Source organism: Streptomyces sp. SudanB5_2050 (assembly GCF_964272335.1).
GTDB classification, from domain to species: Bacteria; Actinomycetota; Actinomycetes; order Streptomycetales; family Streptomycetaceae; genus Streptomyces; species Streptomyces rochei.
The window spans coordinates 1,948,218-1,974,610 of record NZ_OZ186760.1; the positions used below are offsets into that span (position 1 = coordinate 1,948,218).

Sequence of the window (26,393 nt, forward strand, 5' to 3'; positions counted from 1 at the left end):
GCCGACGGCCGCCCCGGGCGCCGGCACGCGGACGGGCCCGATTGCTCCGTCCCGGGTCGGGAAGACGGAATGCCGTGCACCCCCACATCGAGGACTACGCGCTCATCGGCGACGAGCAGACCGCCGCCCTGGTCGGCACGGACGGCTCCGTGGACTGGCTCTGTCTGCCCCGCTTCGACTCCGCCGCCTGCTTCGCCAGACTGCTCGGCGACGAGGACAACGGCCACTGGCGCATCGCTCCCGAGGGAGCCGAGCGCTGCACGCGCCGCGCCTACCGGCCCGACACCCTCGTCCTGGACACCGAGTGGGAGACCGCGGACGGCGCGGTGCGGGTCACCGACTTCATGCCGCAGCGCGACCGCGCCCCCGACCTCGTACGCGTCGTGGAGGGTCTGCGCGGCGAGGTCACCGTGCACAGCGTGCTGCGGCTGCGCTTCGACTACGGCTCGGTCGTGCCCTGGATGCGCCGCACCGACGGGCACCGGGTGGCGGTCGCCGGGCCGGACTCGGCGTGGCTGCGCAGCGAGCCGGAGGTGCGCAGCTGGGGGCAGGATTTCGGGACGCACGCGGAGTTCACGGTCGCCGAGGGCGAGAAGGTCGCCTTCGTCCTCACCTGGCACCCCTCGCACGAGCCCCGCCCGCCGCTGGTCGACCCGTTCATCGCCCTGGAGCACAGCGTCGAGGACTGGCGGGCCTGGGCGGCGCACTGCGGCTACGACGGCCCGTACCGGGACGCCGTGGTCCGTTCGCTGATCACCCTGAAGGCGCTCACCTACAAGCCCACCGGCGGCATCGTGGCCGCGCCCACCACCTCGCTGCCCGAGGAACCGGGCGGCGTGCGCAACTGGGACTACCGCTTCTGCTGGCTGCGCGACTCCACCCTCACCCTGGGCGCCCTGCTGTCAGCCGGGTACCTGGAGGAGGCCGAGGCATGGCGCGACTGGCTGCTGCGCGCGGTCGCGGGCAATCCGGCGGACCTGCAGATCATGTACGGCCTGGCGGGTGAGCGGCGGCTGCCGGAGTTCGAGCTGCCGTGGCTGTCGGGCTTCGCCGGGTCCACGCCCGTACGGGTCGGCAACGACGCCGTCAACCAGCTCCAGCTGGACGTGTACGGCGAGGTCATGGACTCCCTGTCGCTGGCCCGGCTGGCCGGCATGCACCCGCAGCCGCAGATGTGGGAGTTGCAGTGCGCCCTGATGGACTTCCTGGCCACGGCGTGGCGCGAGCCCGACGAGGGGCTGTGGGAGGTGCGCGGCGGGCGCCGGCAGTTCGTGCACTCGAAGGTGATGACGTGGTGGCGCTGGACCGGGCCGTGCGCACCCTGGAGGAGCACCCGGAGCTGACCGGCGGCGACCCGGACCGCTGGCGGGCGCTGCGCGACGAGGTGCACCGGGAGGTGTGCGAGAAGGGCTACGACCCGGAACGCAACACCTTCACCCAGTCCTACGGCTCCCGTGAACTGGACGCCTCGCTGCTGCTCATCCCGCGCGTGGGCTTCCTGCCGCCGGACGATCCCCGGGTCGTCGGGACGGTCGACGCGATCGGCGCCGAGCTGTCCCGGGACGGGCTCGTGCGCCGCTACAGCACCGAGGGGGACCCCGTCGACGGGCTGCCGGGCGGCGAGGGGACGTTCCTGGTCTGCTCGTTCTGGTACGCGGACGCGCTGCACGCGACGGGCCGGACCAAGGAGGCCCGGGAGCTGTTCGAGCGGCTGGTGGGGCTCGCCAACGACGTGGGGCTGCTCGCCGAGGAGTACGACCCGGTGGCCGGCCACCAGCTCGGCAACTTCCCGCAGGCGTTCAGTCACATCGGACTGGTGAACACGGCCCTCGCCCTGTTCGGGGACGAGGGGGCAGGATAGGGCCATGGATCTTGGACTGAAGGACCGGGTGTACGTCGTCACGGGTGCCACCCGGGGCCTGGGCAACGCCGTCGCGCGCGAGCTGGTCGCCGACGGGGCGAAGGTGGTCGTCACCGGGCGGGACGAGAAGACGGCGGAGGAGGCCGCGGCGGCGCTGGGGCCTCACGCGGTGGGTGTGGGCGCCGACAACGCCGACCCGGAGGCCGCCGGCCGGCTGGTCGCGACCGCCCGTGAGCGCTTCGGCCGCTTCGACGGCGTACTGATCAGCGTGGGCGGGCCGCCGCCCGGGTTCGTCGCCGACAACACGGACGAGCAGTGGCAGGCGGCGTTCGAGTCGGTGTTCCTCGGCGCGGTACGGCTGGCCCGGACGGCGGCGGCCGAACTGGAGGGCGGCGGCGTCATCGGCTTCGTGCTGTCGGGTTCGGTGCACGAGCCGATCCCGGGCCTGACCATCTCCAACGGCCTGCGGCCCGGCCTGGCGGGCTTCGCCAAGTCCCTCGCCGACGAGCTGGGCCCCCGCGGCATCCGCGTCGTCGGCCTGCTGCCGGGCCGCATCGACACCGACCGGGTGCGCGAGCTGGACGGCATGTCCGCCGACCCGGAGGCCACCAGGGCGGCGGCCGAGTCCCGCGTCCCGCTGCGCCGCTACGGCGCCCCGGAGGAGTTCGGCCGGACCGCTGCCTTCCTGCTGTCCCCCGCCGCCTCGTACGTCACGGGCGTGATGCTGCCGGTGGACGGCGGGATGCGGCACGGGTTCTAGACGGGTCGCGGGCTCCGCGGGTGCCGGCAAGCGGCACGGATACTCCGTCCGGCCGTGCGGGGCGGGCCTAGCTGACCCGCTCGGCGCCGTGCTTGACGCCCCGGAGCTGAACCTCCGCCGGGAGGGCCGAGAGGTTCGCCGCAGTACGGGCGTGGGCCAGGGCGTGGGCGGTGACGTCGTCCAGCGCGGTGCCGGGGTCGACGTGAGGGGCCAGGAGGAGGCGGACGCGGGCCGCCGGGGAGGCCCGTCGGCCGGTCAGCCGGACCCTGGTCCGCTCGACACCGTCCACGCGGTCGGCCTCCTGGGCGATGACGCTCTCCAGGGCCCGGCCGCGCAGCGCAGCGCCCTCGCCGTCGCCGGTGTCGACGAGGACCTCCCCGAGCCGGCGGCGGCGCAGCACGGCCACCAGCCACCACAGGGCGAGCAGCAGCAGGACGGCGAGCGCGGCGATGACGACCGGCCACCACCAGCCCGACTCCCGCCACCTGGTCCGCTCGGCCGCGCTCAGCAGCACGTCGTGCGGGCCCCGGTGCAGCCACCAGGAGGGCGCGGAGGCGCCGAAGCCGATGGCCAGCACCGAGCCGCCCAGGGCGAGCAGGACGAGGCCCACCAGTCCCAGGAGCACTCGGTCGACGGTCCTGAGCACCGCTCTCACCCCTTCCGTCCGGGACGCGCCACCTTGACCGACACGGTGGGCGGCCGGGCCAGTCCCAGCCCGCGCACCGCGTCGTCGAGCACGCCGTGCAGATCGGTCCGTACGTCGTCCAGTTCACGGAAGTGGGCCAGCGCGCGCACCCGTGCCTTGCGCCGGCGCATCCGCACGCGCGCCGACTGCACCCCGGCGACCTCCACGGCCCGGTCGCGCAGCACCGAGGCGGCGGCGTCCCGGTGGAGTCCGGCCCGTACGTCGGGCCGGGTGCGCCGCATCGGCAGCACCTTGCGCAGACCGGGGGTGAGGGCCAGCAGGAGCAGCCAGAGCCCGAGGGCCGCGGCGACCCCGGCGCCGACCCGGACCCAGGTGTCGTCCAGGGGGCGTTCGGCGAGCTGCCGGGCCAGTTCGCGGCGCCAGCCGAGGGCGGAGCGCCCGGTGCGCACGGCGACGACGTCGTAGAGGAAGGCGCCCGCGACGACCAGGAGCAGCAGCGCGACGATGCCCGCGGGGACACGCCGCGCGGACCAGAAGCGGCCCGCCCGTCCGCCTGCGGCGTCGGAGGCCGGCGGTGGCGGGGAGTCGCCGCCGGGCGTCTCCTGCCCGGTGGGGTCGGTGGGATCGCTGGGATCGGTGGGGCCGGTGGGCTGCGCGGCGGTCTCCACGACCGGCAGCCGCCGGGTGCTGCCCTCGGTTCCCTGGGGCTCGCTCATCGCGTCCTCCCCTGACTCGCTCCGTGCTCCGCCGTCAGGTGCAGCCGCTCCACCTGGACGGCGACCTCCGGGACCGCCATGCCCACCAGCGCGCGCACCCGCTGCACGACTTGGTGACGCACCTGCCCGCAGCGGGCGCCGATGTCGCACGGGTAGTCCAGTTCGAGGTGGACCCGGACGCGGGCGGTGTCGTGGTGGACGGCGACGGTGGCGTACGGCCGGGCCGCGTCCGGGTGGAGCGGGCCGACCGCCTCGCGCGCCGCCCGCGCGGCGACCTTGGCGACGACCCGGTCGGCGATCCGCGTGGCCCCGCGCTCGCCCGGCGGTACGACGGTCCGGGGTTCGAGGAGCCCACCGGCCCCGTCGCTCACGCCGGTCACCGCCGCCGGTCGTCGCGGGAGCGGAAGAAGTCGCCGAGGTCCATGTCGCCCTCCAGCAGGCGGCCCACGACGAAACCGACGGCTCCCAGGGCCGCCACCAGCAGGAAGGCCCCGAAGCCGCCGAAGTACCCGGCGAAACCCAGCGCCATGCCGGCGATCAGACCGACCACGGCCATGCTCATGGTGCGCTCCCCTCAGTCCGCGTCCGCGTCACTTGATCCGAGGCTCCGGCTCCTCGTCCTCCTCGTCGGGCAGCTTCACGTCGCTCACCGCGATGTTGACCTCGACGACCTCGAGGCCGGTCATCCGCTCCACCGCCGCCACCACGTTCTCCCGCACGTCACGGGCCACGTCCGAGATCGACACGCCGTACTCGACGACGATCTCGAGGTCGAGGGCGGTCTGCTTCTCGCCGACCTCGGCCTTGACGCCGCGCGTCACGCCCGACTTGGCCCCGCCGGGCACCCGGTCGCGCACGGCGCCGAAGGTGCGGGACATGCCGCTGCCCATGGCGTGCACACCGGCGACGTCGCGTGCCGCCATTCCGGTGATCTTCTCCACGACGCCGTCGGCGATGGTGGTGCGGCCCCGCTCACCGGGGGCTCCTCCGCCACGCCGTACGCCCTGGGCCCGGTGGGCACCGGTGTCGGGCGTGTCCTTCTCCGTCAGGTCACTCATCGCCGCAGTCCTTTCCCGGTACGTCCTTCTTCGACCACCGTAAGCAAGGTTCCGCGATCGCGCGCCGGGGATGCGGCAGGCTGGAGGAATGACGACGGCGGACCGATGGACACAGGCGGTGCGGGAACGGTTGGGGCTGGGCAGGCTGCTGCCGCTCGGCGGGCCGGGAGACGGGGCGTGGATCGCCGAACGGGCGGTGCGCGGGGCGCTGCTGGCAGCGGCCGGGCGTGTGCCGGGCGTGCGCGCCGGGGCCCTGCGGGTGGCGGCCGCCGATCCCGGCCGTGCGTTCGAGCCGGTGGTGCCGTCCCCGCCGAGCGCCCTGCCGCCCGGGCCGCTGAGGGTGACGGCCGACTTCGCGGCGACGGTCGCGGAGCCGCTGCCGGCGACGGCGGCCCGGCTGCGCACGGCCCTGCTCACCGCGGCCGACGAGCTGGGCCTGACGGTGACGGACGTGGACCTGCGGGCGACGGAGCTGCTGGAGGCGGGTGCGGGACCGGACGACGGGACCGAGGCGGGGCGCGGAGCCGCGTCGGGCCCGGGTGACGGGGCGGCCTCCGGGCACGGAACCGAGGCGGCGCCCGGGGCGGCGGCGCACCCTGCGGGGGCGGACACCGGTGGCGGGCGGGAGGAGGGGGACGCGGCGCGGGCGGCCGACGCCGCGCTGGCCGTGCCGGGCGTGTCCCGGCTGACGGCCGTGCTGGGCCGTCCGGTGGATGTCATGGAGCTGTCGCAGGCGTCCGCCCTGCCGCGCCGGCACGTTCGGGTGGAACTGGCCGTGCGCGCCGGCCGGAGCGCGGCGGAGTCGGCCCGGCAGGTGCGCACGGCGGTGTCCGAGGCCCTGCCGGACCGCCCCTCGGTGGCGGTGGTGGTGACGGCGATCGACTGACGGGGCGGCGCCCGCCTACGCCGGACCGCCCCCGGCCCCGGCCCCGGTCACTCCCCGAGACCGGCCAGGTCGCGCAGACGGCGGGCCTGGGCGGCGCGTTCGGCGGTGCGCTGGGCCTCGTAGTCGCGGCTGAGGGCGCCCTGGAGGAGCGCCTTGGTCTCGATGACGGCGTCGCGCGGCGCGGCCAGAACGGCGGAGGCCAGGTCGCCGACGGCACCGTCGAGTTGGTCGGCGGGCACGGCGAGGTTGGCCAGCCCGGTGTTCACGGCCTCCTCGGCCATGACGAAGCGGCCCGTCGCGCAGATCTCCAGCGCGCGGGCGTAGCCGACCAGGGACACCAGGGGGTGGGTGCCCGTCAGGTCCGGCACCAGCCCCAGGCTGGTCTCCCGCATGGCGAACTGCACGTCGTCCGCGACGACGCGCAGGTCACAGGCGAGGGCCAGCTGGAAGCCCGCGCCGATGGCGTGCCCCTGCACCGCGGCGATCGACAGGATGTCGCTGCGCCGCCACCAGGTGAACGCCTCCTGGTACGCGGTGATGGTCGCGTCCAGCTCGGCGTCGCCGCCCCGCGCCAGGTCGATGAACGACGGTTCCCCGTCGAAGCCCTCGGGCGTGAACGCCTGCCGGTCGAGCCCGGCCGAGAACGACTTGCCCTCGGCGCGCAGCACCACGACCCGGACGGAGCCCGGCAGCAGCCGGCCGGCCTCGGTGAGCGCCCGCCACAGGGCGGGGCTCTGCGCGTTGCGCTTGGCCGGGTTGGTCAGCGTCACCGTGGCGATCGCGTCGTCGACGGTGAGCCGCACGCCGTCCTTGTCGAGTACGGGAGCGGAATCGTGGGCGGGCGAAGCCATGGGGCGCCTCCGAAAGGTGCGGTCGTCATCCCCGTCGTACGCCGGCCGGCAAGCCGTGCCACGACGGAGCTAAGTGACTGCACAGTAACCACCCGGACGGTCCGACGACCGACCGGGTGACCACCTTCACTTTCGAAAGCCGAGGGGTCGCCCGGAACCTCAGGCCGATGTGGCCTTCTTGCCCCGGGTAGCCCCGCCACGCCCTCGGAGCGTGACGCCCGACTCACTGAGCATGCGGTGCACAAAGCCATACGAGCGGCCGGTTTCCTCGGCCAACGCCCGGATGCTCGCACCGGCGTCGTACTTCTTCTTCAGGTCTGCCGCGAGCTTGTCGCGCGCGGCGCCGGTCACCCGGCTGCCCTTCTTCAGAGTCTCGGCCACCCGTGCCTCCTCATGGGAAGTGCGCTCTGGTCTCCTCATGATCACCCCTCCCGGCCCTCATGGCCACCCATTCGGCAAGGTCGATGAGACAAGGTGGTGACGACAGGAGCGGGTCCCCACATACGGAATGCGGGATTCCAGCGGATCGTGTCCGTACGGCCGAACGGGTTTCTCCGCGAAGTTCCAGGTCAGAAAGGCGACGCGGCCGGGCCCCCGAGGAAGGGGGCCCGGCCGCGAAATCCGTGTAGGACACACCTCGTGATGAGGAGATCTCACACAGATGGTGGATCACCGATGGGCCGAATGATCCATACTCAGTGGATCATCCATTCGATCAAGCCAGGGCGACGAGATCCGCGTAGTCCGCGCCCCACAGGTCCTCGACGCCGTCCGGAAGCAGGATGATCCGCTCCGGCTGCAGCGCCTCGACGGCGCCCTCGTCGTGGGTGACCAGGACGACGGCCCCCTTGTAGGTGCGCAGGGCGCCGAGGATCTCCTCGCGGCTGGCCGGGTCGAGGTTGTTGGTGGGCTCGTCGAGCAGCAGCACGTTGGCCGAGGAGACCACGAGGGTGGCCAGCGCCAGACGGGTCTTCTCACCGCCGGAGAGCACCCCGGCCGGCTTGTCGACGTCGTCGCCGGAGAACAGGAACGAGCCCAGCGTCTTGCGGACCTCGACCAGGTCCAGGTCGGGGTTGGCCGAGCGCATGTTCTCCAGGACGGTGCGCTCGGGGTCGAGGGTCTCGTGCTCCTGCGCGTAGTAACCGAGCTTGAGGCCGTGGCCCTCGATCACCCGGCCGGTGTCGGGCTTCTCGACGCCGCCGAGGAGGCGGAGCAGGGTGGTCTTGCCCGCGCCGTTGAGACCGAGGATGACGACCCGGGAACCCTTGTCGATGGCCAGGTCGACGTCGGTGAAGATCTCCAGGGACCCGTACGACTTGGACAGGCCCTCGGCGGTCAGCGGGGTCTTGCCGCAGGGCGCGGGCTCCGGGAAGCGGAGCTTGGCGACCTTGTCGGACTGGCGGACCGCCTCCAGACCGGAGAGCAGTTTGTCGGCGCGGCGGGCCATGTTCTGCGCGGCGACCGTCTTGGTGGCCTTGGCGCGCATCTTGTCGGCCTGCGAGTGCAGCGCGGCGGCCTTCTTCTCGGCGTTGGCGCGCTCGCGCTTGCGGCGCTTCTCGTCGGCCTCGCGCTGCTGCTGGTAAAGCTTCCAGCCCATGTTGTAGACGTCGATCTGGGAGCGGTTGGCGTCCAGGTAGAACACCTTGTTGACGACCGTCTCGACCAGGTCGACGTCGTGGGAGATCACGATGAAGCCGCCGCGGTAGGTCTTCAGGTAGTCGCGCAGCCAGATGATCGAGTCGGCGTCGAGGTGGTTGGTCGGCTCGTCGAGCAGCAGGGTGTCCGCGTCCGAGAACAGGATCCGGGCCAGCTCGATGCGGCGGCGCTGACCGCCGGAGAGTGTGTGCAGGGGCTGGCCGAGCACCCGGTCGGGCAGGTTCAGCGCGGCGGCGATGGTGGCGGCCTCGGCCTCGGCGGCGTACCCGCCCTTGGTGAGGAACTCCGTCTCCTGCCGCTCGTACTGCTTGAGCGCCTTCTCGCGGGTGGCGCCCTTGCCGTTGGCGATCCGCTGCTCGTTGTCCCGCATCTTGCGGATCAGGACGTCCAGGCCGCGGGCGGACAGGATGCGGTCGCGGGCGAGCACGTCGAGGTCACCGGTGCGCGGGTCCTGCGGGAGGTAGCCGACCTCGCCGGAGCGGGTGACGGTGCCCGCGGCGGGCTGGCCCTCGCCGGCGAGGACCTTGGTGAGGGTGGTCTTGCCGGCGCCGTTGCGGCCGACCAGTCCGATGCGGTCGCCCTTGGCGACGCGGAAGGTGGCGCTTTCGATGAGGACGCGGGCACCGGCGCGCAGCTCGATGCCGGAGGCGGAGATCACGGTCAGACTCCTGGGCGGGTGGGTGGCGGGACGGGCGGCTGGTGGATTCCCGCCGTCTAATGCGCGAGGAGAATGGCCATGGGGCCAGTCTAACGGGACCGTGCAAGCGCTTTTCCCGGGTACGGGCGCCCGCGGTCCCTTGTTCGGGGCTCCCCTGTTCGGAAGCGCTGGTCCGGGGCGTCGTCGGTGGGCGGTGCGAGACTGGCGACAGGGCTTCCCGCACCGACTCACAAGGGAGTGATCGGCATGGCAGGCATGGACGGCGGCCGTCCCAGCGTCTACCCGACGCTGCTCTACGCGGACGCCGAGGCGGCGGTCCGCCAGCTCACCCGGGCCTTCGGCTTCAGGGAACTCGCCGTGTACGAGGGCGAGGACGGCTCGGTGGCCCACGCCGAGCTGGCCCAGGGAAACGGCGCGATCATGCTCGGTTCGAAGGGCACGGGCAGCCGCTTCGACGAGGCGATGAGGAACGCCGGGACGACGGGGGTGTACGTCGTGGTGGACGACGTCGACGCCCACCACCGCCGGGCGGTGGAGCACGGCGCGGAGATCCTGATGCCCCCGACCGACCAGGACTACGGCTCGCGGGACTACATGGCCCGCGACCTGGAGGGGAACGTCTGGAGCTTCGGTACGTACGCCCCGGAGGTCCGCGCCTGAGCACCTGAGCGAGGTCCGCCGCCCCGGCCCGGCCGGGCCCCTCAACTGCCCCCGGTGTGCACCTGGAACGCCGCTCGGCGCACGGCCTTCGCCAGCGCGGGGTCGGGGTGTGCGGCGGCGAGCGCGACCAGGACCTGCACGGTGCGCGGGTGTCCGACCGCCCGGACCTCGTCGAGGAGGGCCGGCACGGTGGGCTGCACCGCGGACTCCAGGTGCCGCACGAGCAGCGGGGCCTCGCCGTGGTCGGCGACGGCGGCGGCGGTGTCGACCCACAGCCAGGTGGCCTCCCGGCGGGTGAGGACCTCGTGGGCGTCCTCGGGGTCGGCGCCGTCGTGCTCGGCCAGCCACAGGAGCGCGTACGGGCGCAGCGTCGGCTCGTCGACGACGGCGCGGACGTCGGGCTCGGCGGGGGCGCCGACGACCCGCAGCGCGTCGAAGGCGAGGCCGCGCAGCAGGGCGTCCTCGCCGCGGGCGGCGGCGATCAGCTCGGCGACGGCGCTGCCGACGGGGCGGGCGGCGAGCCAGGCGCGGTACTCGGCACGGGCGGCGTTGGGGCGGAGCCGGGCGCAGCCGCGGAGCATGTCCTCCGCCGACTGCTCGATGTTGCCGGCGGGGCTCTGCGCGGCGACGCAGATCTGCTCCAGCTTGACCCAGACCGCCCAGCTGCCCAGCGGGGTGAGCGTGGCGTGCCCGTCGCCGCAGGTGAGCGCGCCGACGGAGGCGAGGGCGTGCAGGGCCCAGTCGAGGAGCGGGGCGAGCGGGGTGTCGGCGGTGGTGTCCGGGGCCGGGGCCGCGGCCTCGGGGGTCTGCGGGGTGCCGGGCTCCAGGCGGGGGCCGTAGGGGACCTCGCAGCGCTCGGTGCGCAGCTCGGTGACGCGCTGCTCCAGCAGGTCCAGGAGCTGCGCCACGGGCACGGGTCCGGCGGACAGCTGGAGGAACGAGAGCAACTGGGGCATCGCGGAGACGACCTCGGCGACCGCCGCGGGCTCCTGTCCGGCGGGCTCGGGGTGGGCGAGCGACCAGGCGTCGAAGAGGGCGACCCAGCCGCGCAGCACGGCGCTGTCGTCCCGGTTCCAGGCGCGCAGTCGCCAGCCGGGGCGGGCGCTGTCGCCGTGCACCTCGATCAGTCCGGCGAGGCGGGCGGTGTCCCAGTCGGCGCGGACCTCGGCCGCGGTCAGGCCCAGCTCCCGGGCGGCGCGGTCGGCGGTCGCGTCGGAGAGGGTGGCCTTGCCGTCGGCGGTCGCGCTGCCGCGGCCGAGGGCGGCGTCGGCCCAGCGGGCGACGCGGGCCGCGTCGGCCAGGCCGGCGCGCGCCATTCTGGCCAGCTCCGACCGGGCGGGCGTGCCCTCCGGGGGGCGTGGCGCGGCGCGGCGCGGACGCCGCTGGGTGATCGCTTGCGGGGCGGCGGCCAGGGGTCGCGGGCGGACGAGTCGGAGCCTGGAGTCGCGCGGGATACGGGACGTCACGGGTGCAGTCTTCCGGTTGACGGTCCGAAAACCCAAACGGAATGCGGTGAGCCCTGTCCGGGACCGGGGACACACCGGTCCAGAACCCCTTCCGGGCGGGGATCAAGCCACCCGTACAGCACTAAACGGAACCGGTACGGTGCGCGGCTGCCACCCGTTCGGCGGGGCCGCGTACGCGCCCGGTGCGGGGCGGCGGGCCGAGGGCGGGCCGCGCGGTCCGGCGGAGGCGGCGCGAGGGCTTCGGGGTCAGACCAGCGGGGTCATGAAGCGGCGCAGCGTCTCCTCGTAGTCGTCGGGGTCGGCGTTCCACATCGCGCCGTGCGGTGCGCTCCTGACCGTGTGCAGCGCGACCAGGCGCGGGTGGGTGTCGGCAAGGCGGCGGGAGAGGCGCCAGGGGGAGACCGCGTCGTCGGGGCCGTGGAAGATCAGGGTCGGGACGGCCGGGCGGTACAGGCCGGCGGTTCCCGCGTCGTGGTCGGCGTGCAGGCCGGCGCGGCCCTGGGCGGCGCGGACGGCGAGCGGCAGGAGTGCGCCCGGGGTGCGGCGGGCGGCGGCCAGGGCGCGCAGGGTGGTCTCCCAGCTGAGGACCGGGGAGTCCAGGACGAGCCCCGCGATGCGCTCGCGCACGCCGGAGAGCGCGGCGGTGCGCAGGGCCATGGTGGCGCCGGTGGACCAGCCGAGCAGGACGACCTGGCGGGCGCCGTGGTCCACGGCGTAGCGGACGGCCGCGTCGAGATCGCGCCACTCGGTCTCGCCGAAGTGGTGCAGGCCGTCCGGCGAGGGCGGGGCGCCGACGTCGCCGCGGTAGGCCAGGGCGAGCACCGGGACGCTGCGGCGGTGCAGGGGCGCGATGAGGTTGAGGGCGTGTTCGCGGGTGGCGGCCAGGCCGTGCACGGCGATGACCCAGGTCGGGCGGGAGCCGGGCAGGAACCAGGCCGGGAGGGGGCCGAGTTCGCCGGGGACCTCGACGTCGGCGAAGTCGAGGTCCAGGGCGGTGCCCGGGTTGCCGACGTAGAGGTTCGGGGTGAACCAGGCCCGGTCGCCGGCGCCGAGGGTGCCGTGGGTGACGCGTTCGAGTCGGCGTACGACGGTGTCGGCGCCGTGGTCGGCGGTGCCGAGGACCGGGCCGACGACCGCGTGGGAGCCGTCGCCGGCCAGGCCGTAGCGGCCCGGTCGCAGCGCGGCCAGGTCCCGGGTGAGGGTGATCTGTCCGGCGGCCGTGCCGTGCACGGTGAGCCTCGGCTCGGTGGGCAGGGGCCGTCCGGGCGGCGCCTTGAGCGCGGCGTCGCTGGCGAGCCGTCCGGCGGCGACGCTCGCCGCCCCTGCGGCCAGGGCTGCGGTGACGGCGGCGGCCGTCGCGGGGAGGATGCGCACGCCTTTCAGTTTCCCGGGGGGCTCCGGAGTAAGCCACCGGGACGGCGGGCGGACGGGCCCGTTCGGATCAACGGGCCCGAGGCGGGGGCGGGGGCGCGGGCCGTGCGGCGCGGGTCAGGGGCGCTGGCCGTACCCGCCCAGGCGTTCGGCCACCTCGGCCAGCTGCTCCCCGGTCAGCAGCGACGGTGACCGGCCGGGCACCGAGGAGGCCGTCAGCCACAGCCGGCACATCCACTCCAGCTGGGCGGTGCGGTCGTACGCCTGGTCGAGGCAGGCACCGTAGGTCAGGGTGCCGTGGTTCTGGAGGAGGCAGCCGGTGCGGCCGGCGAGGGCGTCGAGCACGTGGCGGGCCAGTTCCTCCGTGCCGTAGGCCGCGTAGGGGGCGACGCGCACGGGGCCGCCGAGCGCCGCGGTCATGTAGTGGACCGGGGGCAGCTCGGGGACGAGCAGCGAGACGGCCGTGGCGTGCACGGCGTGGGTGTGGACGACGGCACGGGCGTCGGTGGCCCGGTAGACGGCGAGGTGCATGGGCAGCTCGCTGGTCGGGACCAGCGTGCCGAGCACCTGCCGGCCGTCGAGGTCGACGCCGGTGACGTCCTCGGGGGCCAGACGGTCGTAGGGCACACCCGAAGGGGTGACGAGCACCGTGTCGCCGACCCGGACCGAGACGTTGCCGGAGGTGCCGACCACCAGCCCGTCCGTCACCGTCCGCCGGGCCGTGGCGACGAGCGCCTCCCAGGCCGCCCTCCGCTCCCGTTCCTCTTCCGGTTCCGCTTGCTCCGCCGCCCGTCCGGCCCGCGAATACGTCACAGTCACCGTCTCCTCCCCGCCCGCTCCGGGCCCGTTCCGACCGCCGCCGACCGGCGTCGCGGCGATCCTGCCAGGGACGTCTCCGGAGAGCATCGGAGCGCACACGGGGAGGGAGGCGGCGGCCCCGGTTCCGGTCACCGCGACGCCCTGCCCAGTTCATCTTCCGTTCACCATGGTTACCTACGTTCGTCCAGCCAATGACCTCGAACGATTGCCTGGGTAAATGGAAAGCTTCTCGCTGATCCTCGCGATTGTGGTGGTGACCGCTCTCGCGTTCGATTTCACGAACGGTTTCCACGACACCGCCAACGCGATGGCAACGACCATTTCGACCGGTGCGCTCAAGCCCAAGGTGGCGGTGGCGATGTCCGCCGTCCTCAACCTTGTCGGCGCCTTCCTCTCCGTGGAGGTCGCCAACACGATCTCCAAGGGTCTCGTGGACGAGACCGGCATCCGTCCCGAGGTCATCTTCGCCGCCCTGGTCGGCGCGATCCTCTGGAACCTGCTGACCTGGCTGGTCGGACTCCCGTCCAGCTCCTCGCACGCCCTCATGGGCGGCCTGATCGGTGCCGCGATCGCCTCGGCGGGCGTCGGCGCGGTCCACGGCGACGTGCTCGTCACCAAGGTGCTCCTCCCGGCGATCGCCGCCCCGCTGGTCGCGGGCATCGCGGCGATGCTCGGCGCGCGCCTGACGTACCGGCTCGGCCGCAAGGCCGACGGCAAGGCCGCCGCGAAGGGCTACCGCGCCGGGCAGATCGCCTCCGCCGGTCTGGTCTCGCTGGCCCACGGCACCAACGACGCCCAGAAGACGATGGGCATCATCACCCTCGCCCTGGTCGCCGGCGGCGCGCTCGCCCCCGACTCCGACCCGCCCATGTGGGTCATCCTCTCCGCGGGCATCGCCATCGCGCTCGGCACCTACCTCGGCGGCTGGCGCATCATCCGCACCATGGGCAAGGGCCTGACCGACCTCCAGCCGCAGCAGGGCTTCGCCGCCCAGACCAGCGCCGCGACGGTCATCCTGGCCTCCTCGCACCTCGGCTTCTCCCTGTCCACCACGCACTCGGTCTCCGGCGCCGTGATGGGCGCGGGCCTCGGCCGCAAGGGCGGCGTGGTCCGCTGGTCCACGGCCACCCGGATGTTCGTCGCCTGGGGCCTGACCCTGCCGGCCGCGGCCCTGGTCGCCGCGATCGCCGAGTGGGTCTGCGGTCTGGGTGACTGGGGCACCGCCCTGGTCGCGGTCTTCCTGGTCGTCTCCAGCGCCGCCATCTGGAAGATCTCCCGGCGCGAGGTCGTCGACCACACCAACGTCGTCGACGACGAGCCGGAGGCGGCCGGCGTGGTGACCCAGGCGATGGCCGCCGTGACCCCGCCCCCGGCGGGCGTGACCGGGGAGCCGGCGGCCGCCGTCGCGTCCTCGGCGTCCGAGCCCAAGGCCCCCTCGGCCACCACCACCGTCTGAACCCGCGCCCCGGGTACGAAGGAAACGAACCTCCATGAGCATCGACTGGGCAGCTCTCGGCTCCGTCTTCGGAGTCAGCCTCGTGGCCACCGTGGTCCTGGTGGGCCTGTTCACCCTCGGCATCGCCGGCCTCTCCCGCCAGGAGCGGGCCGCCGCCGAGGGCGGCTCCGCCGGCCTCGCGGTCACCGGCGCGTACGCGTGCTTCGCGGCCTGCGCGGCGGCGGTGGCGTACGGCATCTATCTGATCGTCGCCTAGCCGGCGGACCGGCGCGGCGCACGTCGTGGTGCGGGGGCGCCGGACGGACCTCGGGGTCCGTCCGGCGCCCCGCCCTTTTCGCCCACCCCGCACTACTCCCCCGCGCCCGCGCACGCCTTCCGTGTGTGGGCCTTCGCACACTCCCCCCTCGCAGGTCAACGGCAAGTTGACGGGTGTTCGCGGGGCGTGGTGGACTGCCGGAGCCAATGCGGCGGCTGGAGAGGAAGCCCGGTGTGAATCCGGCGCGGTCCCGCCACTGTGACCGGGGAGTGATCCCCGGGAGCCAGGAACTCTCACCGCCGTGCTCTTCGAACCAGGGCGCGGACACCCTGAGTGAGGACCTATCGCCATGCGCGGCTGCCGTTCCAGGCTCACCAGCGACACCCTTCGCCTTCCCCTCCCCACGGCCGGTTGAGCCGTGCGCGCCGAACGCGTCTTCGCGTACGGCGCCGCCGCCGGCCTCCTCGGTGACCTCCTCCTCGGCGACCCGCGCCGCGGACACCCGGTCGCCGCGTTCGGCCGTGCCGCCGGTGCCGTGGAACGGGTGCTGTGGCGCGACCACCGCGGGTGGGGCGCGCTGCACACCGCCGTGTGCGCCGGTGGCGCCGCCGCCCTCGGGCTGGCCGCCTCCCGTGCCGTACGCCGCTCCCCCGCCGCCTCGGTCGCGCTGACCGCCGCCGCCACCTGGTCGGTCGTCGGCGGCACCTCGCTCGCCCGTGAGGCGGGTGCCATCGGCCGTGCCCTGGAGGCCGGTGACGTGGAGGCGGCCCGTGCGCGGCTGCCGCACCTGTGCGGGCGGGACCCGCAGGCGCTGGACGCCGACGGGATCGCCCGGGCCGTCGTGGAGTCCGTCGCCGAGAACACCTCGGACGCGGTGGTGGGCGCCCTGGTGTGGGGCGCCGTGGCCGGAGTTCCGGGGCTGGCCGGCTTCCGGGCCGTGAACACCCTGGACGCGATGGTCGGCCACAGGTCGCCCCGGTACCGCCGCTACGGCTGGGCCTCGGCCCGGCTCGACGACCTCGCGGGCTGGCCGGGCGCCCGGCTGACCGCCCTCCTGGCCGTCGTGGCCGGCGGCGGCCCCCGGGGTGCCGCGCGGGCCTGGCGCGCCGACGCCGGACGGCACCCGAGCCCCAACGCCGGGCCCGTGGAGGCGTCGTTCGCGGGCGCCCTCGGGGTGCGGCTGGGCGGAACGCTCTCCTACGGCGGCCGGGTGGAGCACCGGCCGGTCCTCAACGGGGCGGCGGGACGCGCCGTCCGGGCCGGCCGCGGCGACATCGAGCGGGCCGTCCGGCTCTCCCGGCGCGTGGGCTGGCTGGCGCTGGGCGTGTGCGCGGGCACGCGGATGCTCGCGCGCGGCATCGTCAGGAAGGGACGTACGTCATGAGCGGTGGCCTCCTCGTCGCCGGCACCACCTCCGACGCCGGCAAGAGCGTCGTCACCGCCGGGATCTGCCGCTGGCTGGTGCGGCAGGGCGTGAAGGTGGCGCCGTTCAAGGCGCAGAACATGTCCCTCAACTCGTTCGTGACGCGCGAGGGCGCCGAGATCGGGCGGGCGCAGGCCATGCAGGCCCAGGCGTGCCGCGTGGAGCCGACCGCGCAGATGAACCCGGTGCTGCTGAAGCCGGGCGGTGAGCGCAGCAGCCAGGTCGTGCTGCTGGGCAAGCCGGTCGGCGAGATGAGCGCCCGCGGCTACCACGGCGGCCGGCAGCAGCAGTTGCTCGGCACCGTGCTGGACTGTCTGGCCGAGCTTCGGGGCACGTATGACGCGGTGATCTGCGAGGGGGCGGGCAGTCCGGCCGAGATCAACCTGCGCCGGACCGACATCGTGAACATGGGGATCGCCCGGGGCGCCGGGCTCCCCGTCCTCGTCGTCGGCGACATCGACCGCGGCGGCGTCTTCGCCTCCTTCTTCGGCACGGTGGCGCTGCTGGCGCCCGAGGACCAGGCGCTGGTCGCCGGGTTCCTCGTCAACAAGTTCCGGGGCGACGTGTCGCTGCTGGAGCCGGGTCTGGAGATGCTGCACGGACTCACCGGGCGGCACACGTACGGCGTCCTGCCCTTCCGGCACGGGCTCGGCATCGACGAGGAGGACGGGCTGCGCGTCTCCCTGCGGGGAACGGTGCGGGAGTCCGTCGTCGCGCCACCGGTCGGGGACGACGTGCTGCGGGCCGCCGTCTGCGCGGTCCCGCTGATGTCCAACTTCACCGACGTGGACGCGCTGGCCGCCGAACCCGGCGTCGTGGTGCGGTTCGTGGACCGGCCGGAGGAGCTGTCCGACGCGGACCTGGTGATCGTGCCGGGCACGCGCGGGACGGTCCGGGCGCTCCGGTGGCTGCGGGAGCGGGGGCTCGCGGACGCGATCGCCCGCCGGGCCGCCGAGGGGCGCCCGGTGCTCGGGATCTGCGGCGGCTTCCAGCTGCTCGGCGAGCACATCGAGGACGAGGTCGAGTCGCGGGCCGGTAATGTGGACGGGCTCGGACTGCTGCCCGTGCGGGTGCGGTTCGCCCGCGAGAAGACCCTCACCCGGCCACGGGGCGAGGCCCTCGGCGAGCGGGTCGAGGGGTACGAGATCCACCACGGGGTCGCCGAGGTCGCGGGCGGCGAGCCCTTCCTGGACGGCTGCCGGGTCGGCCAGACCTGGGGCACGCACTGGCACGGCTCGCTGGAGTCGGACGGCTTCCGGCGGGCGTTCCTGCGCGAGGTGGCCGCCGCCGCGGGCCGCCGCTTCGTGCCGGCCCCCGACACCTCGTTCGCCGCGCTGCGCGAAGAGCAGCTCGACCGGCTCGGCGACCTGATCGAACACCACGCGGACACGGACGCGCTGTGGCGGCTCATCGAGTCCGGCGCGCCGCAAGGACTGCCCTTCATCCCACCGGGAGCGCCCGCATGAGCACAGTGTTGTTGTTGTCGACCGCCGACACGGACCTGCTGGCGGCCCGCGCGTCGGACGCCGCCTACCGGATCGGCAACCCGACCCGGGTCGACGTACGCGAGGAACTGCCCGCGCTCGTGGAGGGCGCGGACGTCGCCGTCGTGCGCCTGCTGGGCGGCAAGCGCGCCTGGGAGGACGGGCTCGCCGCGCTGAAGGCCGCCGGCGTCCCGACCGTCCTGCTGGGCGGCGAGAGCGTGCCGGACGCCGAGCTGATGGCCGAGTCCTCGGTGCCGGCCGGGGTGGTGGCGGAGGCGCTGCGCTATCTGGTCGAGGGCGGTCCGGACAACCTGACCCAGCTCGCCCGGTTCCTGTCGGACACCGTGCTGCTGACCGGCGAGGGCTTCGAGGAGCCGCGCAAGATGCCGGAGTACGGCCTCCACGGCGAGCGGGCCTTCACCGAGGGCCGCCCGACGGTCGGCGTGCTCTTCTACCGCGCCCACCAGCTCAGCGGCAACACCGCCTTCGTCGACACCCTGTGCGACGCGATCGAGGCGCGCGGCGCCAACGCCCTGCCCGTGTACTGCGGTTCGCTGCGCGGCGCGGACGCCGGGCTGTACGAGCTGCTGGGCCGGGCGGACGCCCTGGTCGCCACCGTCCTCGCGGCCGGCGGCACGCACGCCTCGCAGGCGTCGGCGGGCGGCGACGAGGAGGCGTGGGACATCGGGGCGCTGGCCGACCTGAACGTCCCGGTGCTCCAAGGGCTCTGCCTGACCTCCTCCCGGGCCGCCTGGGAGGAGTCGGACGCCGCCCTCTCCCCCATGGACGCGGCGATGCAGGTCGCGATCCCGGAGTTCGACGGGCGCCTGGTCACCGTGCCGTTCTCCTTCAAGGAGCAGGGTCCCGACGAGGTACCGGTGTACGTGGCCGACCCCGAGCGGGCCTCGCGGGTCGCCGGGATCGCCGTACGGCACGCGGCGCTCAAGCACAAGCCGAACGCCGAGAAGAAGCTCGCGCTGGTCTTCACGGCGTACCCGACCAAGCACTCCCGCGTCGGCAACGCGGTCGGTCTGGACACCCCGGCGTCGGCGGTGCGGGTGCTGGACGCGCTGCGGGACGCCGGGTACGCGCTGACCGAGTACCCGTCCGGCGGCGACGAGCTGATCCACCGGCTCATCGAGGCCGGCGGCCACGACGTGGAGTGGCTGACGGAGGACCAGCTGGCCGCCGCGCCCGCGCGGGTGCCGCTGGCCGACTACCGGGCGTGGTTCGAGAAGCTCGACCCGGACCTCAAGGGAGCCATGCGGGAGGCGTGGGGCGAGCCGCCGGGCTCGCTGTACGTGGACGGGGACGACATCGTGCTGGCGTCCCTCCAGTTCGGGAACGTCGTGGTCATGATCCAGCCGCCGCGCGGCTTCGGCGAGAACCCGATCGCGATCTACCACGACCCGGACATGCCGCCGTCGCACCACTACCTGGCCGCCTACCGGTGGCTGGAGAACAGCTTCGGCGCCGACGCGATCGTGCACATGGGCAAGCACGGCACGATGGAGTGGCTGCCCGGCAAGGGCCTCGGGCTGAGCGCCGGCTGCGCGCCCGACGCGGTCCTGGGCGACCTGCCGCTGATCTACCCGTTCATCGTCAACGACCCCGGCGAGGGCACCCAGGCCAAGCGGCGCGGCCACGCCACCGTCGTCGACCACCTCGTGCCGCCGATGGCGCGTGCCGACACGTACGGCGACCTGGCCAAGCTGGAGCAGCTGCTCGACGAGTACGCGCTCGTCTCCGACCTGGACCCGGTGAAGGCGCCGGCGGTCCGGGCGCAGATCTGGACCCTGGTCAAGGCCGCGGAGCTCCACCACGACCTGCACGTGGAGGACCAGCCGGACGACGACGCGTTCGACGAGTTCGTCATGCACATCGACGGCTATCTCTGCGAGATCAAGGACGTGCAGATCCGCGACGGGCTGCACGTCCTGGGCGGCGGCCCGGTCGGCGAGCCGCGCGTCAACCTCGTCCTGGCGGTGCTGCGCGCCTCGCAGGTGTGGGGCGGGCAGGCGAACGCGCTGCCGGGCCTGAGGGCGTCCCTGGCCGAGCACTTCGGGCTGGTGGAGAAGGAGCTGCTGGCCGAGCCGGGCGCCCCCGTGAAGGTGCCGGTGGAACTGACGGACCTGGTGGACGGCCCGGCGCGTTCGGCCGCCGACGCGATCGACCTGCTGGAGCAGGTGTGCCGGCGGTTCGCGCTGGGCATGGAGGCGCGGGCGTGGGACACCGCGGCCGTACCGGCGCTGGTGCGCGAGGTGCTGGGCACCGAACTGCCCGACGCGGTCGCGGTGCTGGAGTTCGCCTGCACGGAGGTGGTGCCGCGCCTGGCCCGGACCACGGACGAGATCGGGCACATCCTGCGGGCCCTGGACGGCGGTTACGTCCCGGCGGGCCCGTCGGGCTCCCCGACCCGCGGACTGGTCAACGTCCTGCCGACCGGCCGCAACTTCTACTCCGTCGACCCCAAGGCGATCCCCTCCCGGCTGAGCTGGGAGGTGGGGCAGTCGCTGGCGGACTCGCTGATCCAGCGGTACCTGACCGACACCGGCGCGTACCCGAAGTCCGTCGGTCTGACGGTCTGGGGCACGTCCGCGATGCGCACCCAGGGTGACGACATCGCCGAGATCCTGGCCCTGCTGGGCTGCCGTCCGGTCTGGGACGACGCCTCGCGCCGGGTGACCGGCTTCGAGATCGTGCCCCTGGCGGAGCTGGGCCGGCCGCGCGTGGACGTCACGGTGCGCATCTCGGGCTTCTTCCGGGACGCGTTCCCGCACGTCGTGGGGTTGATCGACGACGCGGTGCGGGCGGTGGCGGAGCTGGACGAGCCGGCCGAGCAGAACTACGTGCGCGCCCACGCCGACGCCGACACCGCCGAGCACGGCGACCGACGCCGGGCCACCGCCCGCATCTTCGGCTCCAAGCCGGGCGCGTACGGCGCGGGGCTGCTGCCGCTGATCGACGCCCGCAACTGGCGCTCCGACGCCGACCTCGCCGAGGTGTACGCGGTGTGGGGCGGCTACGCCTACGGGCGCGGGCTCGACGGGCGCGCGGCGCGCGGGGACATGGAGACGGCGTTCCGGCGGATCGCGGTCGCCGCCAAGAACGTGGACACGCGCGAGCACGACCTCGTCGACGCCGACGACTACTTCCAGTACCACGGCGGCATGGTCGCCATGGTGCGGCACCTCACGGGGGCCTCCCCCGAGGCGTACGTCGGTGACTCGGCCACCCCCGACCAGGTGAAGACGCGGACGCTGGGCGAGGAGACGCACCGGGTCTTCCGGGCCCGCGTGGTCAACCCGCGCTGGATGGCGGCGATGCGTCGGCACGGCTACAAGGGCGCCTTCGAGATGGCGGCCACCGTGGACTACCTCTTCGGGTACGACGCCACGGCCGGGGTCGTGGACGACTGGATGTACGAGAAGCTCAGCGCCGAGTACGTCTTCGCCCCGGAGAACCGGGACTTCATGAAGAAGTCCAACCCGTGGGCGCTGCGCGGCATCACCGAGCGGCTGCTGGAGGCGGCGGACCGGGGCCTGTGGGCCGAGCCGGACGCGGAGACGCTGGAGCGGCTGCGCGCCACCTATCTCGAACTCGAAGGCGATCTCGAAGGCGATTCGGAGGGCGACGAGAAGTGAGTACCCCGTTCCCGTTCACGGCCGTGGTCGGTCAGGACGACCTGCGGCTCGCGCTGCTGCTGAACGCCGTCTCCCCGGCGGTCGGCGGCGTGCTGGTGCGTGGTGAGAAGGGCACCGCCAAGTCCACGGCCGTGCGCGCGCTGTCGGCGCTGATGCCGGAGGTGGACGTCGTCCCCGGGTGCCGCTTCTCCTGCGACCCCCACTCCCCCGACCCCGGCTGCCCGGACGGCCCGCACGAGCCGGGGGCCGGCGTCGCGCGGCCCGCGCGGATGGTGGAGCTGCCCGTCGGCGCGTCCGAGGACCGGCTGGTCGGCGCCCTGGACATCGAGCGGGCGCTCGCGGAGGGCGTGAAGGCCTTCGAGCCGGGCCTGCTGGCCGACGCGCACCGCGGCATCCTCTACGTCGACGAGGTCAACCTCCTCCACGACCACCTGGTCGACCTGCTGCTGGACGCGGCGGCGATGGGTGCCTCGTACGTCGAGCGCGAGGGGGTGTCGGTGCGGCACGCCTCCCGGTTCCTGCTCGTCGGCACCATGAACCCCGAGGAGGGCGAGCTGCGCCCGCAGCTCCTCGACCGGTTCGGGCTGACCGTGGAGGTGTCCGCCTCCCGCGAGCCCGACCAGCGGGTGGAGGTCGTGCGGCGCCGGCTCGCCCACGACGACGACCCGGCCGGTTTCGCCGCGCGCTGGGCGGACGAGGAGGCGGCCGTACGGGCGCGGATCACGGCGGCGCGGGAGCTGCTGCCGTCGGTGCGGCTCGGGGACGGGGCGCTGCGGCAGATCGCGGCGACCTGTGCCGCCTTCGAGGTGGACGGCATGCGCGCCGACATCGTGATGGCGCGGACCGCGACCGCGCTGGCGGCGTGGGCCGGGCGGACGGACGTACTGGCGGAGGACGTGCGGCAGGCCGCGCTGCTGGCGCTGCCGCACCGGCGGCGGCGCAACCCGTTCGACGCGCCGGGCCTCGACGAGGACAAGCTCGACGAGACGCTGGAGGAGTTCGGCGGTCAGGACGGGGACGGCGGCGGGGACGACGATCCCGACCCCGGGCCCGACGGTCCCGGCGGTCCGGGCGGTCAGCCGGAGCCCGACGACGCCCCGCCGGGCGACGGTGACGCCGCCGCGCGTCCCGAGGCCGGGGAGGGCGGTGAGCCGCGGCCTTCCGGGGCCGGTGAGCAGTCGCCCGTACGGGCCGCCGAGCCGTTCCGCACCAAGGTGCTGAGCGTGCCGGGGCTCGGCGAGGGTGCCGCCGGGCGGCGGTCGCGGGCGCGCACCGAGCACGGGCGGACCACCGGGGCCCGGCGGCCCCGGGGGGCGCTGACCAAGCTGCACCTGGCCGCCACCGTGCAGGCCGCCGCCCCGCACCAGCGGGCGCGGGGACGGTCGGGGCGCGGTCTGGTGGTCCGGCGGGACGATCTGCGGCAGGCGACCCGCGAGGGGCGCGAGGGCAACCTCGTGCTGTTCGTGGTCGACGCCTCCGGGTCGATGGCGGCGCGGCAGCGGATGGGCGCGGTGAAGGGCGCCGTGCTGTCGCTGCTGCTCGACGCCTACCAGCGGCGGGACAAGGTGGGGCTGGTGACCTTCCGGGGTGCGGCGGCCGACGTCGCGCTGCCGCCGACCTCGTCGGTGGACGCGGCGGCGGCCCGCCTGGAGTCGCTGCCGACCGGCGGGCGGACGCCGCTGGCGGCCGGGCTGCTGCGCGCCCACGAGGTGCTGCGGGTGGAGCGGCTGCGGGACCCGGCGCGCCGGGCGCTGGTCGTGGTGGTGACGGACGGGCGGGCGACCGGTGGTCCCGAGCCGGTGGCGCTCGCGGGGCGGGCCGCGCGGCTGTTCGCGGCCGAGGGCGTCGCCTCCGTGGTCGTGGACTGCGAGTCGGGGCCGGTGCGGCTGGGGCTGGCCGGGCGGCTCGCGGACGAGCTGGGCGGTACGGCGGTGACGCTGGACGAGCTGCGGGCGGACGCGATCGCCGGGCTGGTGCGGGACGTGCAGGGGACGAGGAGGGCCGCGTAATGCCCAAGGGGCAGCCGAGTGTCGTACCGGACGACGGACTGACGACGCGTCAGCGGCGCAACCGTCCGCTGGTCGTCGTGCACACGGGCATCGGCAAGGGCAAGTCCACCGCCGCCTTCGGGCTGGCGCTGCGCGCCTGGAACCAGGGGTGGCCGATCGGGGTGTTCCAGTTCGTCAAGTCGGCCAAGTGGAAGGTCGGCGAGGAGAACGCGCTGCGGGTGCTGGGCGCCAGCGGCGAGGGCGGGTCCGTCGACTGGCACAAGATGGGCGAGGGCTGGTCCTGGGTCCAGCGCGACGCGCAGATGGACAACGAGGAGAAGGCCCGGGAGGGCTGGGAGCAGGTCAAGCGGGACCTGGCCGCCGAGACGTACCGGCTGTACGTGCTGGACGAGTTCGCCTACCCGATGCACTGGGGGTGGGTCGACACCGACGAGGTGGTGTCCGTGCTGCGGGAGCGGCCCGGGACCCAGCACGTCGTGATCACCGGGCGCAACGCGCCGGAGAAGCTGGTGGAGTTCGCCGACCTCGTCACCGACATGTCCAAGGTCAAGCACCCGATGGACGCGGGGCAGAAGGGGCAGAGGGGCATCGAGTGGTGACCTCCGCCGTTCCCCGGCTGGTCATCGCCGCACCCTCCTCGGGCAGCGGCAAGACCACCGTCGCCACCGGGCTGATGGCCGCGCTCGCGGCGCGCGGGCTCGCCGTGTCGCCGCACAAGGTCGGGCCCGACTACATCGATCACGGGTACCACACGCTCGCCACCGGGCGGGTCGGACGGAACCTGGACGCGTACCTGTGCGGGACGGAGCTGGTGGCTCCGCTGTTCCTGCACGGGGCGCGCGGCTGTGACATCGCCGTGGTCGAGGGCGTGATGGGGCTGTACGACGGCGCCGCCGGGGAGGGCGAGCTGGCCTCCACGGCGCAGGTCGCGAAGCTGCTCGGGGCGCCGGTGGTGCTGGTCGTGGACGCCTCGTCGCAGGCGCGGTCGGTGGCGGCGCTGGTGCACGGGTTCGTGTCCTGGGACCCGGAGGTGCGGGTCGGGGGCGTGATCCTCAACAAGGTCGGGTCGGACCGGCACGAGGCGCTCCTGCGGGAGGCGACGGACTCCGTCGGGGTGCCGGTGCTGGGGGTGTTGCGGCGGGCGCGGCAGGTCTCGACGCCGTCGCGGCATCTGGGGCTGGTGCCGGTCGCGGAGCGGGGGACGGAGGCGGTCGAGGCGGTCGAGGCGATGGCCGCGCTGGTCGCCGACGGGTGTGACCTGGAGGCGCTGGTCGGGCTGGCCCGGGCTGCCGGGCCGTTGCCAGGGGGCTTTGCCCCCTGGACCCCCGGGCCTGCGCCCACCCACCACCCGACTCGGTCGGACGAGAGATCACCGTTGCGCGTCGCCGTCGCCGGTGGGGCCGCGTTCACCTTCTCCTACGCCGAGCACACCGAGCTGCTCGCCGCCGCCGGGGCCGAGGTCGTCACCTTCGACCCGTTGCGGGACGAGGAGCTGCCCGAGGGGACGGCCGGGCTGGTCGTCGGGGGCGGGTTCCCCGAGGTGTACGCCGCCGAACTGTCCGCCAACGAGCCGCTGCGCAAGGCCGTCGCCGAGCTGGCGCTGAGCGGCGCCCCGGTCGCCGCCGAGTGCGCGGGGCTGCTGTACCTGTGCCGGGAGCTGGACGGGCTGCCGATGTGCGGGGTGCTGGACGCCTCCGCGCAGATGTCGGAGCGGTTGACCCTGGGGTACCGGGACGCCGTGGCCGTGTCCGACAGCGCGCTGGCCGCGGCGGGGACGCGGATGCGGGGGCACGAGTTCCACCGGACCGCGGTGGAGCCGGGGGCCGGGGCCGCGCCGGCGTGGGGGATGCGGGCGCCCGAGCGGCGCGTCGAGGGATTCGTGGAACGCGGTGTGCACGCGAGCTATCTGCACACGCACTGGGCGTCCGAGCCCGGTGTCGCCCGTCGGTTCGTGGAGAGGTGCCGAACGTCATGAGCAGCCGTCTGGTGGGGGTCGGGGTCGGCCCGGGCGACCCCGAGCTGGTCACCGTCAAGGGAGTCAACGCGCTGCGGGCCGCCGACGTGGTCGTCGTCCCCGTCATGGACACCGGTGAGCGGGGGCGCGCCGAGGCGACCGTGCTGCACTACGTGGGCGCCGAGAAGGTCGTACGGGTCGTGTTCGCGCTGAACGAGCGCACCGACCGGGCGCGGCGCGAGGCGGCCTGGGACGCGGCCGGGGACAAGGTCGCGGGGCTGCTGCGGGAGCACGGCTCCGTCGCCTTCGCCACCATCGGCGACCCCAACGTGTACTCGACCTTCACCTACCTCGCGCAGACCGTCGGCGAGCTGGTGCCGGGCACCGTCGTGGAGACCGTGCCGGGGATCACGGCCATGCAGGATCTCGCGGCGCGGTCGGGCGCCGTGCTGACCGAGGGCACCGAGCCGCTGACGCTGGTGCCGGTGACGGCGGGCGCCGCCGTGCTCAAGGACGCGTTGAACGGGCCCGGAACGGTCGTCGCCTACAAGTTCGGTCGGCAGGCCGCCGAGGTCGCCGAGGCGCTGCGCGAGACCGGACGGCTCGAGGACGCCGTGTGGGGGTCGGCACTGGGGCTGCCGGAGGAGTCCGTACGGGCGGCGGCCGAACTGGACGGCGGGCCGCTGCCCTATCTCTCGACGCTGATCGCGCCCGCCCGGCGCGACGGCGGGCGGGGCGGCAAACTGTGAACCGGCGCCG

At 74.5% G+C, this 26,393-nt stretch carries 23 protein-coding genes, 1 pseudogene and 1 riboswitch; of the genes and pseudogenes, 13 read left to right on the top strand and 11 right to left on the bottom strand.

Translation table 11 applies throughout. The annotated features are described in order from the left end of the window. Window positions 1-74: 74 nt before the first annotated feature. Window positions 75-1,861, top strand: a pseudogene (locus ACFZP7_RS08690) (glycoside hydrolase family 15 protein). A 4-nt stretch (window positions 1,862-1,865) separates the two neighbouring features. Further along, window positions 1,866-2,621: an SDR family oxidoreductase gene (locus ACFZP7_RS08695; protein WP_030977851.1), complete on the top strand. Its 756-nt coding sequence runs from the start codon at window positions 1,866-1,868 to the stop codon at window positions 2,619-2,621. A 67-nt stretch (window positions 2,622-2,688) separates the two neighbouring features. On the opposite strand, the gene amaP is transcribed toward ACFZP7_RS08695, so the two are convergent. The 5 genes from amaP to ACFZP7_RS08720 are packed head-to-tail and all read right to left on the bottom strand — an operon-like array spanning window position 2,689 to window position 5,041. Beyond that, on the bottom strand, window positions 2,689-3,276 hold the full coding sequence (gene amaP, locus ACFZP7_RS08700; RefSeq protein ID WP_031021741.1) for an alkaline shock response membrane anchor protein AmaP: 588 nt from the start codon (window positions 3,274-3,276) through the stop codon (window positions 2,689-2,691). Then, window positions 3,273-3,983, bottom strand: coding sequence for a DUF6286 domain-containing protein (locus ACFZP7_RS08705; protein ID WP_385634169.1), 711 nt, complete (start codon window positions 3,981-3,983; stop codon window positions 3,273-3,275). The genes amaP and ACFZP7_RS08705 overlap by 4 nt, the downstream gene beginning before the upstream one ends. Next, a complete protein-coding gene (locus ACFZP7_RS08710; protein ID WP_019329347.1) occupies window positions 3,980-4,363 on the bottom strand; it encodes a hypothetical protein in 384 nt (127 codons plus the stop codon). Before ACFZP7_RS08710 ends, ACFZP7_RS08705 begins: the two co-directional genes overlap by 4 nt. Further along, complete coding sequence (locus tag ACFZP7_RS08715) at window positions 4,360-4,545, bottom strand: hypothetical protein (protein WP_019329346.1); 186 nt, start codon at window positions 4,543-4,545, stop codon at window positions 4,360-4,362. The genes ACFZP7_RS08710 and ACFZP7_RS08715 overlap by 4 nt, the downstream gene beginning before the upstream one ends. 28 nt (window positions 4,546-4,573) lie before the next feature. After that, entirely contained in the window at window positions 4,574-5,041 is a 468-nt protein-coding gene (locus ACFZP7_RS08720; RefSeq protein ID WP_019329345.1) for an Asp23/Gls24 family envelope stress response protein, read from the bottom strand. A gap of 88 nt (window positions 5,042-5,129) precedes the next feature. Between ACFZP7_RS08720 and ACFZP7_RS08725 the strand changes: the two genes are divergently transcribed. Next, entirely contained in the window at window positions 5,130-5,927 is a 798-nt protein-coding gene (locus ACFZP7_RS08725) for a nucleopolyhedrovirus P10 family protein (RefSeq protein ID WP_385634170.1), read from the top strand. A 47-nt stretch (window positions 5,928-5,974) separates the two neighbouring features. On the opposite strand, the gene ACFZP7_RS08730 is transcribed toward ACFZP7_RS08725, so the two are convergent. From ACFZP7_RS08730 to ACFZP7_RS08740, 3 genes are all read right to left on the bottom strand, one after another. Next, window positions 5,975-6,778, bottom strand: coding sequence for an enoyl-CoA hydratase/isomerase family protein (locus tag ACFZP7_RS08730; RefSeq protein ID WP_030977846.1), 804 nt, complete (start codon window positions 6,776-6,778; stop codon window positions 5,975-5,977). 159 nt (window positions 6,779-6,937) lie between these two features. Continuing rightward, window positions 6,938-7,159, bottom strand: a complete 222-nt coding sequence (locus tag ACFZP7_RS08735; RefSeq protein ID WP_003976983.1) for a helix-turn-helix domain-containing protein — start codon at window positions 7,157-7,159, stop codon at window positions 6,938-6,940. Window positions 7,160-7,493: 334 nt separating this feature from the next. After that, window positions 7,494-9,092: an ABC-F family ATP-binding cassette domain-containing protein gene (locus ACFZP7_RS08740; protein WP_019329341.1), complete on the bottom strand. Its 1,599-nt coding sequence runs from the start codon at window positions 9,090-9,092 to the stop codon at window positions 7,494-7,496. A 246-nt stretch (window positions 9,093-9,338) separates the two neighbouring features. Here ACFZP7_RS08740 and ACFZP7_RS08745 point away from each other — a divergent pair, with 246 nt between their 5' ends. Then, window positions 9,339-9,752 (top strand): VOC family protein, encoded by a 414-nt coding sequence (locus ACFZP7_RS08745; protein WP_385634171.1) that lies wholly within the window; start codon window positions 9,339-9,341, stop codon window positions 9,750-9,752. A 41-nt stretch (window positions 9,753-9,793) separates the two neighbouring features. Here ACFZP7_RS08745 and ACFZP7_RS08750 read toward each other — a convergent pair whose 3' ends face one another. The 3 genes from ACFZP7_RS08750 to ACFZP7_RS08760 form a co-directional block, all read right to left on the bottom strand. After that, entirely contained in the window at window positions 9,794-11,218 is a 1,425-nt protein-coding gene (locus ACFZP7_RS08750; RefSeq protein ID WP_175437962.1) for a hypothetical protein, read from the bottom strand. A 246-nt stretch (window positions 11,219-11,464) separates the two neighbouring features. Continuing rightward, window positions 11,465-12,592 (bottom strand): S9 family peptidase, encoded by a 1,128-nt coding sequence (locus tag ACFZP7_RS08755; protein ID WP_019329338.1) that lies wholly within the window; start codon window positions 12,590-12,592, stop codon window positions 11,465-11,467. Between the two features lie 114 nt (window positions 12,593-12,706). Beyond that, window positions 12,707-13,402 carry a class II aldolase/adducin family protein gene (locus ACFZP7_RS08760; RefSeq protein WP_127437263.1) on the bottom strand — a complete coding sequence of 232 codons (696 nt, stop codon included), beginning with the start codon at window positions 13,400-13,402 and terminating at the stop codon, window positions 12,707-12,709. Window positions 13,403-13,625: 223 nt separating this feature from the next. Here ACFZP7_RS08760 and ACFZP7_RS08765 point away from each other — a divergent pair, with 223 nt between their 5' ends. From ACFZP7_RS08765 to cobI, 9 genes are all read left to right on the top strand, one after another. Beyond that, complete coding sequence (locus ACFZP7_RS08765; protein WP_031021722.1) at window positions 13,626-14,864, top strand: inorganic phosphate transporter; 1,239 nt, start codon at window positions 13,626-13,628, stop codon at window positions 14,862-14,864. 34 nt (window positions 14,865-14,898) lie between these two features. After that, window positions 14,899-15,120 (top strand): hypothetical protein, encoded by a 222-nt coding sequence (locus tag ACFZP7_RS08770; protein WP_019329335.1) that lies wholly within the window; start codon window positions 14,899-14,901, stop codon window positions 15,118-15,120. A gap of 172 nt (window positions 15,121-15,292) precedes the next feature. Next, window positions 15,293-15,434, top strand: a riboswitch (cobalamin riboswitch). A 104-nt stretch (window positions 15,435-15,538) separates the two neighbouring features. Then, a complete protein-coding gene (locus tag ACFZP7_RS08775; protein WP_385634172.1) occupies window positions 15,539-16,504 on the top strand; it encodes a cobalamin biosynthesis protein in 966 nt (321 codons plus the stop codon). After that, window positions 16,501-18,009, top strand: coding sequence for a cobyric acid synthase (locus tag ACFZP7_RS08780; RefSeq protein ID WP_385634173.1), 1,509 nt, complete (start codon window positions 16,501-16,503; stop codon window positions 18,007-18,009). The genes ACFZP7_RS08775 and ACFZP7_RS08780 overlap by 4 nt, the downstream gene beginning before the upstream one ends. Beyond that, the gene (gene cobN / locus ACFZP7_RS08785) at window positions 18,006-21,671 is read left to right on the top strand and encodes a cobaltochelatase subunit CobN (RefSeq protein ID WP_385634174.1); all 3,666 of its coding nucleotides are present in this window, start codon (window positions 18,006-18,008) and stop codon (window positions 21,669-21,671) included. The genes ACFZP7_RS08780 and cobN overlap by 4 nt, the downstream gene beginning before the upstream one ends. After that, the gene (locus ACFZP7_RS08790; protein ID WP_385634175.1) at window positions 21,668-23,680 is read left to right on the top strand and encodes a putative cobaltochelatase; all 2,013 of its coding nucleotides are present in this window, start codon (window positions 21,668-21,670) and stop codon (window positions 23,678-23,680) included. The genes cobN and ACFZP7_RS08790 overlap by 4 nt, the downstream gene beginning before the upstream one ends. Continuing rightward, window positions 23,680-24,279: a cob(I)yrinic acid a,c-diamide adenosyltransferase gene (cobO, locus tag ACFZP7_RS08795; protein ID WP_019329328.1), complete on the top strand. Its 600-nt coding sequence runs from the start codon at window positions 23,680-23,682 to the stop codon at window positions 24,277-24,279. Before ACFZP7_RS08790 ends, cobO begins: the two co-directional genes overlap by 1 nt. Next, window positions 24,276-25,655: a cobyrinate a,c-diamide synthase gene (locus tag ACFZP7_RS08800; RefSeq protein WP_385634176.1), complete on the top strand. Its 1,380-nt coding sequence runs from the start codon at window positions 24,276-24,278 to the stop codon at window positions 25,653-25,655. The genes cobO and ACFZP7_RS08800 overlap by 4 nt, the downstream gene beginning before the upstream one ends. Next, complete coding sequence (cobI, locus tag ACFZP7_RS08805) at window positions 25,652-26,383, top strand: precorrin-2 C(20)-methyltransferase (RefSeq protein WP_385634177.1); 732 nt, start codon at window positions 25,652-25,654, stop codon at window positions 26,381-26,383. Before ACFZP7_RS08800 ends, cobI begins: the two co-directional genes overlap by 4 nt. The last annotated feature ends 10 nt before the right edge of the window (window positions 26,384-26,393 follow it).